The organism is Bacillus sp. GW823-FHT06B01 (genome assembly GCF_058952315.1).
Map to the genome: position 1 here is coordinate 118,143 of NZ_JBXAHR010000003.1, position 15,133 is coordinate 133,275.

The 15,133-nt window shown below is 36.0% G+C and carries 11 protein-coding genes; 6 read left to right on the forward strand and 5 right to left on the reverse strand.

The features are described from left to right. Positions 1-12: 12 nt before the first annotated feature. Positions 13-1,473: a YheC/YheD family endospore coat-associated protein gene (locus AC1Q8N_RS13725; protein WP_098681674.1), complete on the reverse strand. Its 1,461-nt coding sequence runs from the start codon at positions 1,471-1,473 to the stop codon at positions 13-15. Between the two features lie 20 nt (positions 1,474-1,493). Then, entirely contained in the window at positions 1,494-2,546 is a 1,053-nt protein-coding gene (locus AC1Q8N_RS13730) for a YheC/YheD family protein (protein WP_098048660.1), read from the reverse strand. A 134-nt stretch (positions 2,547-2,680) separates the two neighbouring features. On the opposite strand from AC1Q8N_RS13730, the gene AC1Q8N_RS13735 reads away from it, so the two are divergent. Both AC1Q8N_RS13735 and AC1Q8N_RS13740 read left to right on the forward strand, forming a co-directional pair. Beyond that, positions 2,681-3,817, forward strand: coding sequence for a DUF445 domain-containing protein (locus AC1Q8N_RS13735; RefSeq protein WP_116443056.1), 1,137 nt, complete (start codon positions 2,681-2,683; stop codon positions 3,815-3,817). Between the two features lie 141 nt (positions 3,818-3,958). Continuing rightward, positions 3,959-4,315, forward strand: a complete 357-nt coding sequence (locus tag AC1Q8N_RS13740; RefSeq protein WP_048545636.1) for a YlbF/YmcA family competence regulator — start codon at positions 3,959-3,961, stop codon at positions 4,313-4,315. 41 nt (positions 4,316-4,356) lie between these two features. Here AC1Q8N_RS13740 and AC1Q8N_RS13745 read toward each other — a convergent pair whose 3' ends face one another. Continuing rightward, positions 4,357-4,953, reverse strand: coding sequence for an NDxxF motif lipoprotein (locus AC1Q8N_RS13745; RefSeq protein WP_493521214.1), 597 nt, complete (start codon positions 4,951-4,953; stop codon positions 4,357-4,359). 24 nt (positions 4,954-4,977) lie between these two features. Further along, positions 4,978-5,535, reverse strand: a complete 558-nt coding sequence (locus AC1Q8N_RS13750) for an HAAS signaling domain-containing protein (RefSeq protein ID WP_098079878.1) — start codon at positions 5,533-5,535, stop codon at positions 4,978-4,980. Between the two features lie 359 nt (positions 5,536-5,894). On the opposite strand from AC1Q8N_RS13750, the gene alsS reads away from it, so the two are divergent. Then, positions 5,895-7,583 (forward strand): acetolactate synthase AlsS, encoded by a 1,689-nt coding sequence (alsS, locus tag AC1Q8N_RS13755; protein ID WP_048545630.1) that lies wholly within the window; start codon positions 5,895-5,897, stop codon positions 7,581-7,583. A 16-nt stretch (positions 7,584-7,599) separates the two neighbouring features. After that, the gene (gene alsD / locus AC1Q8N_RS13760) at positions 7,600-8,358 is read left to right on the forward strand and encodes an alpha-acetolactate decarboxylase (RefSeq protein WP_000215003.1); all 759 of its coding nucleotides are present in this window, start codon (positions 7,600-7,602) and stop codon (positions 8,356-8,358) included. A gap of 182 nt (positions 8,359-8,540) precedes the next feature. Here alsD and AC1Q8N_RS13765 read toward each other — a convergent pair whose 3' ends face one another. Continuing rightward, on the reverse strand, positions 8,541-9,158 hold the full coding sequence (locus tag AC1Q8N_RS13765) for a DNA-3-methyladenine glycosylase (RefSeq protein WP_046957221.1): 618 nt from the start codon (positions 9,156-9,158) through the stop codon (positions 8,541-8,543). A 134-nt stretch (positions 9,159-9,292) separates the two neighbouring features. Here AC1Q8N_RS13765 and AC1Q8N_RS13770 point away from each other — a divergent pair, with 134 nt between their 5' ends. Together AC1Q8N_RS13770 and AC1Q8N_RS13775 are read left to right on the forward strand one after the other, a co-directional pair. Beyond that, entirely contained in the window at positions 9,293-10,165 is an 873-nt protein-coding gene (locus AC1Q8N_RS13770) for a Cof-type HAD-IIB family hydrolase (RefSeq protein ID WP_048545625.1), read from the forward strand. A 384-nt stretch (positions 10,166-10,549) separates the two neighbouring features. Beyond that, a complete protein-coding gene (locus AC1Q8N_RS13775) occupies positions 10,550-15,085 on the forward strand; it encodes an MSCRAMM family protein (protein WP_493521215.1) in 4,536 nt (1,511 codons plus the stop codon). The last annotated feature ends 48 nt before the right edge of the window (positions 15,086-15,133 follow it).

Sequence of the window (15,133 nt, forward strand, 5' to 3'; positions counted from 1 at the left end):
AAAACTTCCACCTTATGAATGAGGTGGAAGTTTTTGTTTTCGTATTTGTGAGTGAATCATAGGGGATGGGATATGTTCGGTGTTTGATGGAGTTCCGGATTTTATTTGAGCCATTTTTTCTTTTGCATGGCGCAAAGAATGTTCAGTTAAGTAGATGGCATATTCGTAAAATAATTGGCGCGTCAGTTCACTTTGTTCTTTTAACTTTTCATCTTGGAATACAGTTCGCCCAGGTTTAGAGTTTGCTTCAAAGAGCCACGGGTTTTCCTGCGTGTCTAAGCCGATATCAAAACCAATTTCTCCAATATTTCCGGTTACTTGTTCATCGAGCGCGTAACTGATTTGTAAGGCTGTATGTTTTAATTTATTTTCAATTTGAACTTGTTTCGTTGAATCTGGAAAAAGTTCTTGCAGTAATTTTGTATCGCCACCGCTATTTACATGCGTTGTTAAGCTACCTTTGCCAGCAATTTTTGCAACGATTGCACTGACCATCCATTGGCCGAAATGATTTTTATTTGTATGAATGCGAAAATCAACAGGTTGCCCATCGAAGCGAAGTAAGGAAATACCTTGTTGTACGATAAACTTTTTTAAATCATGTCCTTTTAATACATGGTTCAGAAGCGTTTCTAATGATTGGTACTTTCTTAGTTTATTTTCTTCATTTTCGCGATAACGACAGTAGTAGCAATTCTCTGTTTGAGAGTAAAATATTTGATGAATGTTTCTACCAAAGCTGCCGTGTATCGGTTTCATGTAAACAGATTTATACGTGCCAAGAAAGCGTTCTACTTGTTCGAAGTGTTGAAAAGCTTCCGTATTTGGTAATAAGGGAATAATGGATTCATCTTTCATAAGAAGTTGATGCACTTCCCATTTATTGAAAAAGCCTGGATTAAACCATGGAATAGCATAGTCATGCTCTAACTTTCTTTTTGCTCTTACGATCGGTTTATAATTTTCGGCTTTACGATTTGGTAATCGATCGTAAATGACATTCGGTAAAGGGACTTTTTTCTTTATCCACTGTTCCTCTTGAAAGAAATATCCTTCAATTGTTTCGTCTTCCCAGTTTATATGTTGCACACCAAAAACGAATACAAATGGTCGCAAGGTGAATGGTGGCGTTAGTAACTCGCCAAGAGAAGTTGAACGGTTTCCTAAAGGATTAGAAGAGTCATCGTTAAAACCAGTTGTAAAAATCCCGATTAATGGTCCGAAAATAATGGTTTCATTTTGCGTGAATGCATGGATAGTAGTGGAATGAGGAAGTAAAAGTTTCTCTGCAATTTGTTTTCCGATAATGATTTCGCGAGTAAAGGAATAATGAATTTTCACCTCTTCACTTGCAACATGGCGTACGCCGAAGGAAAGAGATGCAATTGGTGGTGTAATGGAAAAAATATAAGGTAAAGTAATACTATTTGGATGCTCATCTGAAATGTTTAATGTATATATGTGCTCTTTCAAAATGGTGTTACCTCCTTTCATTATGGTGTGAAGCGACTAAACTTTAGTGGTCCGTGATATATTTTTTCGGCTAGTGCATCACTATGACGAATGTAATGTTCGTACGGGGGAATCGTGTTGACATACATAAGCCAAATTGCCCCTTTTTGATCCATAATGGTGGAAAGCTCTAGCTCGAATAACGAAGAATAAGATTGATCTAATGTTTGAAACACTTCATTTATAATGTCATGTAAAGCGTCCTGTAATAATTGTACACCTGTACTAGATAGTACGTATTTAATTTTTGAAAACGAATGCAGCGAGGAATCATCCGTTGCCGAAAGTAAAAGTTGATTCGGAAATGAGCTTTTTTGTATAAATTGGCCGATAGCAGTCCACTTCTGTTCTTTATTTTTTTGCAAAATGGTTCGAATATGAAGCGGGTATGTTAATTGATTTGGTGGTTGTAGCATTGTATGGGTGATGTAACGTGCTGATCGTATGTTAGATTTGTACCAAGATATAAATTCATCTGTCCGTTTGATTGGAGTAGAAGTATGATAGTCATCATTTATCGTATCGATATGAAACGTTTTATTTTTATAAGCGATCCGGTACAGACTTTCATTGGAATGTGTGTTAGTAGGCCGTATAATAATATCTTTTGTTTTTAATAACAGTTTGAAAATGTTTTGTATCGTTGCTATTTCAAATTTTGGTATATAAGGAGATAATTTTTTATTCGTGAGAAATAAATCATGAAGTTCGCTTAAGTCAATGAGTGTGTTATTTAAAAAGGTAGTGGTAGGACGGTTGTGTAATGAGTGAATAATTGATTGTGCTTTATTGAAGTCTGTTTCCTCGTTAAAAGAAGAACGATCGTAAATATAAGAAGGAATAGGGAATATTTGCTCTTTCCATTTTCCTGTATCTGTATCATAAATCAGACCAGAGACAAGGTCTGTTTTAGGATCAATACCAAATGGCGTAAACTGGGCAACGACATTATGATAAAGCCGAGCGCGTTTAGCGATTTCGGTGTAATACATTTGCTCATAATGAGGGTGAGAAGTTAAAATACCGAGAACCAACGAAATCACTCCTTTACTAACAAAATGTTGGCATAATAAGCAGAGCTATATATTGCAAATACGTTTTTATACCATTATACTTTTGTCCGTATGATGATATGCTATAGTTTTGGAGAAGCGAAAGGTTGATTGTAATGAATATATGGTTAAGTATGTTAACGACGACAGGGCTCGGAGCGATTATTGGAGGATTTACAAATCATTTAGCGATAAAAATGTTATTTCGTCCTCATCGCCCTATTTATATTGGAAAATTTCAAGTTCCATTTACACCAGGGTTAATTCCGAAGCGCCGTGATGAACTTGCTGTTCAATTAGGAAAAATGGTTGTCGAACATTTGTTAACGCCAGAAGGAATCGGAAAGAAATTAACAAATGAAGAGTTTCAAAAAGGTTTAATTCAATGGACACAAGTAGAAGTGGATAAAGTAATTACGAATGAACAGTCGTTACGACATATGTTAGAAAAATGGAATGTAGCGTATGTAGAAAAAGAGGCGACCGGGAAAATCGAACATGTGATTACAGAAAAAATAGAGGCATTTTTAGCAGAGTATTATACATATACATGGGAACAGGCTTTACCTCATTCTGTTCATGAAAAAATAGAGAATACAATCCCAAATGTCTCGGCATTTATTTTAGAGCGAGGAATTAATTTCTTTGAGAGTGAAGAAGGGAAAGCACGTCTTTCAAAAATGATTGATGATTTCTTTGCTTCTAGGGGAACGCTACTTAACTTAGTCGGAATGTTTTTAGGGAATGTAAGTGTAGTGGATCGTGTGCAGCCAGAAGTCATTAAGTTTTTAGGGCAAGATGGAACAAAGCAGCTTTTAACTGACGTACTGCAAAAAGAGTGGGAAAAGTTAAAAGGAAGAGATGTAAAAGAAGTAGAAACGTTTGTAGAAAAAGAAATGATTGTAAGCTCCATATTGTCAGCGGTTAAAGTTGAAGAAACAGTGAGTAAATTTTTAAATCAATCTGTGCAGCAAGTATGTGAGCCAGTTCGAGAAACAATTATGGAAAAGGTAGTTCCAAGTGCAGTAACGAAAGGCTTGAAGTGGGGAGCAGAAAACGTAGCGAGTATACTAAATAATCTCCACTTGGCTGAAATTGTCCAGCAAGAAGTCTCCACATTTTCAACGGAGAGACTAGAAGATTTAGTGCTGTCCATTACAAAAAATGAACTAAAAATGATTACGTATTTAGGTGCCTTATTAGGCGGAATGATTGGAATTGTGCAAGGATTATTACTGTTGTTTCTTAAATAATAAGGTAAGTACATAGAAATAAAAGTGAAATTTCTTCACATCTCTTGCATAGTTTGATATGGTAAGAAGAGTGCGTATGTAAATGCACTGAAAAGGCAGTGCGCATGACAAGCGCTAGCCTTCTAAAGGAGGAAAAATAAAATGACAAAAAACATTCATGATGTTGCATATGAATTACAAAAAGCAATCGCTGAAAACGAAGATTTCCAAACATTAAAAGCAAGCTACGCAGCAGTACAAGGTGATGCAAATTCAAAGAACTTATTCGATGAGTTCCGCACAATGCAACTTGGCCTACAACAAAAAATGATGCAAGGTCAAGAAATCACTGAAGAAGATAACCAAAAAGCACAAGAAGTGGTAGCTCGCATTCAACAAGATGCTAAAATCACAAAGTTAATGGAAACTGAACAACGCCTAAACATCGTTATCACTGACGTTAACAAAATTATCATGCAGCCACTTGAAGAATTATATAACGCGCAACAACAAGCGTAATAGTGGAAGACGCCCCTGTATAGGGGCGTCTTTTTTGTTTGTTATTTGTGGAAATACTCCGTCTTAATATTCTTTTCCTTCAAAAATGTTTCAATTTCTTTTTGCTTCCTACCATTCACTTTCTCAAAGCGTTTTGTAAAAGAAAAATCAGTTTTGAATAAGTTACCATCTTGCGCGAGTTTATCTAATTCTTGCTCTAGTTCTACTGAAAGTGCCGTAGACGCTGAAATGTAATCATGAATTTCCTTTGAAGGCTGTTTGTAATCATCAGGGATCGTATTGTTACTAATAAAATCATGGAAGTTCGCATCATTTTGTTGCGCTAAATTTACTAGTTGTTTTAATTTCTCTCGGTCGGATTTCGTGACATTCTCGTCAGACATGGCTGACGAAAGTGGAACGATGTTTTCGTATAACTCTCCGCTATAATTTAAATACGTTTTTATATTTTGTTTCATTTCGTCTTCGTTAATAGTTTCATTTTTTTTTGAGGAAGTGAATATAGTTTCTGGAATTTTAATCGTTACATCTTTAATAGATTGTACATCGTTTTCTTCCTTAGGTTGTGCACTGTTTGAACAAGCTGGTAGCAATAAAATTGTAAGTAACATGAGTAGATATAAAGTATACTTCTTCATTTTAATCTCCTTTTATATTCATTATTATCTTTGTAAAATAGCTATATTCCATTTCAAATACTTTACTAAAGTTGCGTATAGATGTTTTACCATTTGGTAAGATATGACGGATATGAGTAAACCGCCGCAAAAAGCGATGAACACATTATAAACATCGGAATAACTAATTTGATGAAATCCTTTGAAAAATCCTAATCCTATTAATAAAATAGGTGAGATGATTAATAGTGGAGTGGCAATGATAAGTGCTAGAATAATAGGTAATAAAAAGAGTAGTACGAAAAAGGCGATAATGATAAAGGCAAAGTTTAAAATACTTAAGCTCATAACAGAAAATAGTGCAGTTATCATATTTTTAAAGCTGCGTTTCTTGTCAGCATTGCTTATTGCATAGGAAACATTAAGTTCTTTAGCGATCGTTTTAGGGTTTCCTAGTTTTCTAGCAATTTCTTCTTCACATTTCCCATCCTGTTTACCACTGATAAAATGAGTTTCATACTCTGAAATAATATCTTTCTTTTCTACATTAGGCATATTCCGCAGGGAAGAACTAAGTTGTTCCAAAAATTCACTTTTGTTCATAACAATCACTTTCCTTTATAAAATGATGAATTACAAAACACATTCCAATTGCTGGGTATTCCAATATTTACAAATATATCATTTAGTAGTGTTCTTTGCAAGGTACTGTAATGTTTTTAATACTGTGACTAGATGAAAGTTTTTCGTGCATTTTTAGATGAGATATAAAATTATTATTTTAGGATAAATAAAGGGTTGTAAGCGTATTCCTTAATGGTTGTCAAAAAACTGCCAAATTCATATTGTTGGAAAAATAATGCATTTGTAATATAATGATAAATAATACTTCACTACATTAATTAACTAGGTGAAATTAAAAATCTTTATTACACACATTATGAAATAAAGGGATGATTAGTTTGAGTACAGGTGTAAAAGCAAACGACGTGAAAACAAAAACAAAAGGAGCAGATCTTGTTGTTGATTGTTTAATTAAACAAGGTGTGACACATGTTTTCGGTATTCCAGGAGCGAAGATTGACTCTGTATTTGATGTACTGCAAGAAAGAGGACCAGAGTTAATTGTTTGTCGTCATGAACAAAACGCAGCATTTATGGCAGCTGCTATTGGTAGATTAACAGGGAAACCGGGCGTATGTCTTGTAACTTCAGGACCAGGGACATCGAATTTAGCGACAGGTCTTGTTACTGCGAATGCGGAGAGTGATCCCGTTGTTGCTTTAGCTGGTGCAGTTCCGCGTACAGATCGATTAAAACGTACGCATCAATCTATGGATAATGCTGCACTATTCGAACCAATCACAAAATATAGCGTAGAAGTAGAGCATCCTGATAATGTGCCAGAAGCACTATCAAATGCATTCCGAAGTGCGACTTCCACTAATCCAGGAGCTACTTTAGTAAGTCTGCCGCAAGACGTTATGACTGCGGAAACGACTGTAGAGTCTATCGGTGCGCTTTCTAAGCCACAGCTTGGAATCGCTCCCACACATGAAATTACATATGTAGTAGAAAAAATAAAATCGGCGAAATTACCAGTTATTTTACTCGGTATGAGAGCGAGCACAAATGAAGTGACGAAAGCCGTTCGTGAATTAATTGCGGATACAGAACTTCCTGTCGTTGAAACATATCAAGCGGCTGGTGCAATTTCGCGTGAGTTAGAAGATCATTTCTTTGGCCGCGTTGGATTATTCCGTAACCAACCAGGTGATATTTTACTAGAAGAAGCAGACCTTGTTATTTCTATCGGTTATGACCCAATTGAGTATGATCCAAAATTCTGGAATAAACTTGGAGACAGAACGATCATTCATCTTGATGATCATCAAGCGGATATCGACCATGATTACCAACCAGAGCGCGAATTAATTGGTGATATTGCTTTAACTGTAAATAGCATTGCAGAAAAATTACCGAAACTTGTATTAAGTTCGAAATCAGAAGCAGTGTTAGAACGATTACGTGCGAAATTATCAGAACAAGCAGAAGTTCCAAACCGTGCTTCAGAAGGTGTTACGCATCCGCTTCAAGTGATTCGTACACTTCGTTCTTTAATTAGTGACGATACAACCGTTACATGTGACATCGGTTCCCATTCTATTTGGATGGCAAGATGTTTCCGTTCTTATGAACCACGTAGACTATTATTTAGTAACGGTATGCAGACGTTAGGTGTTGCACTTCCTTGGGCAATTGCTGCTACTTTAGTTGAACCGGGCAAGAAAGTTGTTTCCGTGTCAGGTGATGGTGGTTTCTTATTCTCTTCGATGGAATTAGAAACAGCGGTACGTTTAAATGCTCCAATTGTACATCTCGTATGGAGAGATGGTACGTACGATATGGTTGCGTTCCAACAAATGATGAAATACGGCAGAACATCAGCTACTGAGTTTGGCGATGTTGATCTTGTGAAATATGCGGAAAGTTTCGGGGCGTTAGGTCTTCGTGTCAATACACCAGATGAATTAGAAGGTGTATTGAGAGAAGCGTTAGAAGCAGAAGGTCCTGTCATTATTGATATTCCAATTGACTACCGTGACAACATTAAATTAAGCGAAAAATTATTACCAAACCAATTAAACTAATGGAGGCATGATTGAGATGACTGTTGCACAATTCATTGATATTGATGCAAAAAGAACGAAAACGAGTAATGAAGTATATCAAACATCTACAATGCTTGCGCTATTAGATGGTATATATGATGGTGTAATTAGCTTTGAGGAATTGAAAGAACGTGGTGATTTCGGCATCGGCACATTTGATCAATTAGATGGTGAAATGATTGCATTTGATAACGAATTTTATCATTTACGTTCAGACGGTTCAGCAGAAAAAGTAGAACCGGAAGAAACAACACCGTTTGCGACTGTAACGTTTTTTGAAAAAGAAATGAGTTATACGGTAGAGCGTCCGATGAATCGTGAAGAAGTTGAGGCATTATTACATGAATTAATGCCAAGTAAAAACTTATTTTACGCTATTAGAATGGACGGTACGTTCCGTGAAGTAAGAACGAGAACTGTTCCAAGACAAGAAAAACCGTATACACCGCTCGTTGAAGTGACGAAATCACAGCCGATCTTTTCGTTTAAAGAGACAGAAGGTACGCTTGCTGGATTTTGGACACCAGATTATGCGCAAGGCATTGGTGTAGCTGGTTTCCACTTACATTACATTGACGATGCAAGAAGCGGAGGCGGACATGTTTTCGATTATGTTGTTGAAAACTGTACGATCCAAATTTGTCAAAAAGCTCATATGCATTTAGCACTTCCAGAAACAGCTGACTTTATGGCGGCTGAATTATCGAGAGAAAACTTAGAGGATAATATAGCGACTGCGGAAGGCGCGGAGTAAAAGGGAGAGACTGTTCCATTGTGGAACAGTCTTCTTTTATTAATATTGTTTGTTGATATCGTTTATCCCGCTTTAATGGGCAGTAAGATCCCCACCTCCAAATTCAGCGAAAGCAAAGAAGTTAGGCGGGGGATCAACTGCCCATAAAAGTCCGATTGGTGAGGGCTGATTAAAGTTTCACTTTATTTCTTTGAAACAAACGGATGGCCCTCATAATAAAAACGCCACGGATAATGTACAGCTTCTTCTGCATAGTCGATGTTAATACGAGGTCCTGCTGTTATTTTATATTGTGATGATATGTGTTCTTCTTCTGGGACGAGTTCAATATGTAATGTATCACTTTGTAATGATACACCTCGTTCTTCTAAAGTAATTCCGAGGGCACGGCATAGTTTGCCAGGGCCGTTCGTTAAATTTTTATACTGCGCTTTTGTAATGTCGGTTTTGTTGTATCGCGCAAGTTTTATTTCCTCAATCCCGTCTACTGGCTCAAGGGCTCGAATGAGAACACCTTGCGGGGTGCCAACTGGCGCTGTAATGACGTTAAAACAATGATACATACCGTAAATTAAATATACGTAAGCATGTCCTGGTGCACCAAACATGACTTCCGTGCGATCAGTCCGTCTGCCGCCGTAACTATGTGCTGCCTTATCATCGGGACCTTTATATGCTTCTACTTCAACAATGATTCCGCTTCGCTTTATTCCGTCTACAATATGAACAAGCTTCTGCCCAATTAATTTCTTTGCTATTTCTAACGTATCGCCTTCATAAAAGGAAGGAGGTGCCTGCATTGTACTATCTCCTTTACTGAGTGTATATGTATATAGTAAACCAAATTTTCAGTAGTAATTCTAACTCGTTCTATTTGCTACATTTATTTCATAAATTATGGATAGAGTACAACAGCGAAGAGGGGGAGTGCGACATGATTTATCGCTTACTAGCTCTTAACATAGATGGGACACTACTATACAACAACGGAAAAATTGCAAAAGGATTAAGAGAAACAATTGAATTTGTGAAAAGAAAAGACGTATACGTTACATTATTTACGAGCCGTAATTTTCAGTCTGCTCATAAAGTAGCAAAGGCGTTAAAATTAGATTCTATATTAGTGACACACGGTGGTGCTTTCGTTTCAGCAACGTTAGATAAGCCGTACGTTCAAAAAAGATTATCTGAAGAGAAGACGTTTAACATTGTGCAAGTGTTAGAGCACTTCGATTGTAACGTCCGCATTTCTCATGAACGGTTTTCAATCGGAAATCGTGAGAGAAATACACCAAACTTAATTGCGCGTACTGTATTATCAAGCGCAGATCCGTTATTTTATCCGGTTCAGTTTGTAGACTCGTTAGGTGATGCGCTTCGTGATCATCCAGTAGCTGCTCCGAAAATTGATGTGATTTTCCAAAGTAAAGGTGAAAAAGAACGAGGGCTAAATACATTACGAAAAGCATTCCAAGATATAGAGTATATTGAGTGTGATTCAAAACGAATAGAAATCTTGCCGCAAAATGTATCAAAATTACGCGGATTACAATTGCTTGGAGAGCATTTAAATATTTCGCTAAACGAAATGGTTGCGATTGGAGATAGTTTAGAAGATCTAGAAATAATTGAAAATGTAGGGCTCGGAGTAGCAATGGGAAATGCACCTGTAGAGCTAAAACAAGCAGCTGACTGGATTACACGTTCAAATAGTGAGAACGGTGTAGAGTATATGATTAAAGAACATTTCCGTAAGCAATTTCCGCTTCCATTTTTGAAGAATCATAAAAATACACCGAAACGATGAAAGAAAAACGTAGCTTTTTGCTACGTTTTTCTTTTGGTTTTATCCTAAGGTTGAAAGCGTTTTACTCGAGTTAATTGTGTCTGAAATCTATACAATTCACTTGAATCCTTTAGAAAACTGTTGTAAAGTGGATGATGTTGCCAAAAAAGTTACACCACATGAAATATTCTTCAGATTAATTTTATTGAGCTCCCATAAGTAAAAACATTTCCGCATGATAGTTTCGTTCACGTATTATTTCAAAAATGAATTGTAGTAATGTTATTAATTCGTTGTAGAGTTTCTTTGGTTTATTTAAATGGATTATTTTAAGTTAATGTGAGTAAGGCTTGGTACATATGAAATGAGCTTCTTTTCATAAATTTAGGAATCATAAAAGGGGGAATGAATTTTTTGAGGAAATCATTTAATCAAAAAATAAAAAAATTAAGTAGTAGTTTTATAGTTATGTTACTAGTATGTATGAATTTTTTAATCCATTTACCAGATAAAGCAGAGGCAGCTACAACAGAGTTAAAAGGTTTAGGTGATGTATCTTATTACAATGCAATCATTTTTGGAGATCATAGTGCAACGAGTGCGGATATTGAGGGTGCGATGGCTATTCAAAAAAATATGAACGCATCAAGTTATACAGTCTTAGCGGCTGCAACTGGAGCGAATAATTTAGCTGGAGCGACATGGGTAGAGGAAGGATATCCATCATTATTACTAGGCGGTCAATTTACGAAAGCGGGAACAGGACAAGTAATTATCCAAGATGGAACAGTGGCGATGACAAAAGATGGTGACCCAGAAGGTGCAATGAAATCATCATATGACCGTATCTCTTATAAAGAGCAAGCGGAGATTGATGCTAAATTTAAAGAGTTTAGAAAAGATGTTGATAGCGTAATTGAGGATGCGGGCCAATTACACACTGATAAACCAAAACCGGGTATGACCTTTGGAATCGGTGAAGATGTAAATAATCCTAATATTTATGTCTCTTCAGGATTAGAAGGGCAAGAACCATTCAATGTAAAGGATGTTTATCTTCCAAATGTAAGTAACAAAGATTTTATTGTTATTCATTCAGATGCAGAAGAAGTTAATTTTGGTGGCGGTGCAATCCTGTATGATACGACAGATAAGGGCGGGTTCACATTAGTTAATACCTCTCAAGCATATGACCCTAATTCCTTCTTTACTGAGTTAGCTAGTAAAGTCATTTGGGTGTTCCCTAATGCTAAAAAGATAACAACTAAAGGATATGGTGTAGTAGGAAGTGTATTTGCACCTAATGCAGTTGTAGATACAAAGGGTGGATCTATTAACGGACAAGCCTATGTTGGTGGATTACACCAAAGAGATGGATTTGAGGTTCATAATTTTAAATTTAACTGGCCAAAGTGGAAAAAGCCGGCAGCTGAAAAAGGAAATTTACAAATTAAAAAAGTTGATGAAAACGATGAAAACATTGTTTTAAAAGACGCAAAATTTGATGTTATAGACAAAGATAATAATGTTGTGGCTACTGTTACAACAAACGAAAAGGGTATTGCGGAAGTTAAAGATTTACCATTTGGTGATTATTTTGTAAAAGAAATTAGTGCACCAGAGGGATATATAAAAGTTGATACACCAGTAAAAGTAACAATTGATAATACAAACGTAATGAAAATTGTTATGAAGAATACGAAAAAAGTAGAAAATGGTCAATTTAAATTATTGAAAAAAGATAGTGAATCTGGTCAACTTTTACCAGGTGCAAAGTTTGATGTTATAGATAAAGATGGGAACGTTGTCGAAACAATTATTACAGATGGTAAAGGTGAAGCTTTATCAAAACAACTTCCAGTTGGAACATATACATTAAAAGAAGTTGAAGCACCAAAAGGTTACGAACTATCATCTAGTTTAGTTCATGTTGATGTAGCTGCTAATAATACAGTGACTGTAGATGTGTTGAATAAAAAAATTGTTGAAAAAGCTACAGGTCAATTCGAAATCGTAAAAGTAGATGCAAACGATAAAACGAAAGTATTATCAGACGCAGAATTTGAAGTGTACAAAGATGGTAAAAAAGTAGAGACGTTACGAACAGATAAAACAGGTAAAGTAACCTCTCAGAAATTAGAACCAGGAACATACACATTAAAAGAAACGAAAGCACCACAAGGATATAAGTTGTTAAAAGAAGAAATTGAAGTCGTTGTGGAAGCAAACAAAGTAGTACAAGTACAAGTAGAAAACGCAAAAGAACTAGGAAGCTTACAAGTAATCAAAAAGGATGCAGAGAGTGGAAAAGTTCTAGAAGATGCAGAATTTAAGCTAAAGAATGAAACTGGTCAAGTAGTTGGAGAAGCGAAAACAACGAATAAAAACGGTGTAGTAACATTCGAAAACTTAGTGCCAGGTAAGTATACGTTAGAAGAAACGAAAGCGCCGGAAGGTTATAAAGCAGTAGAAGTAACAGTCGAAGTAAACGTAGTAGCAAATGAAGTAGTAAAACAAGAAGTTATGAATGAAAAAGTAACAGGTCAATTTGAGATTGTAAAAGTAGATGCGAATGATAAAGCGAAAGTATTATCAGGTGCAGAATTTACAGTATATAAAGATGGTAAAAAGGTAGCGGAACTGAAAACAGATGAGAGTGGAAAAGTGATGTCACCAAAATTACCATTAGGTGAATATACAGTGAAAGAAACGAAAGCACCAGAAGGTTACAAGCTTTCAAATAAAGAATGGAAAGTAACAATACAAAACGAGAAAGAAGTAGTAAAAGTAGAGGCGGAAAACGAAAGAATCTTAGGTTCTCTACAAATTATTAAGACGGATGATAAAGATCAAGCGAAACGTTTAGCGGGCGCAGAATTCACATTGAAAGATGCGCAAGGGAATGTTGTAAAAGAAGGAATTACAACAGATAAGTCTGGAATTGTTAAAGTAGATGGACTAGTGCCTGGTGAATATACGTTAGAAGAAACAAAAGCACCAGAAGGTTATGAGTTAACAAAACAAGTAATTCATGTAACAGTTGATGGTGAAAAAGTTATTGATGTAAAAGTAACAAACAGTAAGAGCCTTGGTCAATTTGAAATCGTAAAAGTAGATGCAGAAGATAAAACGAAAGTATTATCAGACGCAGAATTCGAAGTGTACAAAGATGGTAAAAAAATAGAGACATTACGAACAGACAAAACAGGTAAAGTAATCTCTCAGAAATTAGAGCCAGGAAAGTACACATTAAAAGAAACGAAAGCACCACAAGGATATAAGTTGTTAAAAGAAGAAATTGAAGTCGTTGTGGAAGCGAACAAAGTAGTACAAGTACAAATAGAAAACGCAAAAGAACTAGGAAGCTTACAAGTAATCAAAAAGGATGCAGAGAGTGGAAAAGTTCTACAAGGTGCAGAATTTAAGCTAAAAAATGAAACTGGTCAAGTAGTTGGAGAAGGGAAGACAACGAATAAAGATGGCGTTGTGAAATTCGAAAACTTAGTGCCAGGAAAGTACACGTTAGAAGAAACGAAAGCGCCAGAAGGCTATAAAGCAGTAGAAGTAAAAGTGGAAGTAAACGTAGTAGCGAATGAAGTAGCGAAACAAGAAGTTATGAATGAAAAAGTAACAGGTCAATTCGAAATCGTAAAAGTAGATGCAGAAGATAAAACGAAAGTATTATCAGACGCAGAATTTGAAGTGTACAAAGATGGTAAAAAAGTAGAGACGTTACGAACAGATAAAACAGGTAAAGTAACCTCTCAGAAATTAGAACCAGGAACATACACATTAAAAGAAACGAAAGCACCACAAGGATATAAGTTGTTAAAAGAAGAAATTGAAGTCGTTGTGGAAGCAAACAAAGTAGTACAAGTACAAGTAGAAAACGCAAAAGAACTAGGAAGCTTACAAGTAATCAAAAAGGATGCAGAGAGTGGAAAAGTTCTAGAAGGCGCAGAATTTAGACTGAAGAACGAAAATGGTCAACTAGTTGGAGAGGCGAAAACAACGAATAAAGACGGCATTGTGAAATTCGAAAACTTAGTGCCAGGTAAGTATACGTTAGAAGAAACGAAAGCGCCAGAAGGCTACAAAGCGATAGAAGTTACAGTAGAAGTAAACGTTGTAGCAAATGAAGTAGCGAAACGAGAAGTATTGAATGAAAAAGTGAAAGAAGAAATTACAGGTCAATTAGAAATTACAAAAGTAGATGCTAATGATACAGGTAAAACATTAGCTGGCGCAGTGTTTGAAATTTGGAAAGATGGAACAAAAATAGACACATTAACAACAAATAAGAATGGTAAAGCAATTTCTAAGAAGTTAGAACCTGGAGATTACATTTTAAAAGAAGTTCATGCACCAGAAGGATATAAATTATCTGATAAGGAAATTAAATTTAAGATTTCTAATGAAAAAGTAGAAGTTAAAAATCTTGAAATTACAAATGAAAAAGAACAAGAAAAAGGTCCAGAAAAACCAGGCGAAGAAACAGAAAAGCCAGGTGAAGAAACAGAAAAACCAGGCGAAGAGACAGAAAAGCCAGGTGAAGAAACAGAAAAACCAGGCGAAGAAACAGAAAAGCCAGGTGAAGAGACAGAAAAACCAGGCGAAGAAACAGAAAAACCAGGCGAAGAAACAGAAAAGCCAGGTGAAGAAACAGAAAAGCCAGGTGAAGAAACAGAAAAGCCAGGTGAAGAAACAGAAAAACCAGGCGAAGAAACAGAAAAGCCAGGCGAAGAAACAGAGAAACCAGGTGAAGAAACAGAGAAGCCGGGTGAAGAAGTAGGAAAGCCTAACTTACCAGAAAAAGAGCAAGGCAGTTCCAATGATCAAAAACTTCCAGCTACAGGGCATAATACAAATTACCTTCCATTTATAGGTGTAATTCTTGTGTTATTAGGAATGCGTTTAAGATTTATGACTAAAAATAGCTAATAGATTTATAAAAGGCAGAAGAGAAATGTCATCTCTTCTGCCTTTAAG

What these genes read in the sequence shown, in the direction of transcription:
- AC1Q8N_RS13735 (WP_116443056.1), top strand. Translation starts at nt 2,681, where the DNA reads ATGAATATATGGTTAAGTATGTTAACGACGACAGGGCTCGGAGCGATT.
- AC1Q8N_RS13740 (WP_048545636.1), top strand. Translation starts at nt 3,959, where the DNA reads ATGACAAAAAACATTCATGATGTTGCATATGAATTACAAAAAGCAATC.
- AC1Q8N_RS13745 (WP_493521214.1), bottom strand. Translation starts at nt 4,953, where the DNA reads ATGAAGAAGTATACTTTATATCTACTCATGTTACTTACAATTTTATTG.
- AC1Q8N_RS13750 (WP_098079878.1), bottom strand. Translation starts at nt 5,535, where the DNA reads ATGAACAAAAGTGAATTTTTGGAACAACTTAGTTCTTCCCTGCGGAAT.
- alsD (WP_000215003.1), top strand. Translation starts at nt 7,600, where the DNA reads ATGACTGTTGCACAATTCATTGATATTGATGCAAAAAGAACGAAAACG.
- AC1Q8N_RS13765 (WP_046957221.1), bottom strand. Translation starts at nt 9,158, where the DNA reads ATGCAGGCACCTCCTTCCTTTTATGAAGGCGATACGTTAGAAATAGCA.
- AC1Q8N_RS13770 (WP_048545625.1), top strand. Translation starts at nt 9,293, where the DNA reads ATGATTTATCGCTTACTAGCTCTTAACATAGATGGGACACTACTATAC.
- AC1Q8N_RS13775 (WP_493521215.1), top strand. Translation starts at nt 10,550, where the DNA reads ATGAATTTTTTGAGGAAATCATTTAATCAAAAAATAAAAAAATTAAGT.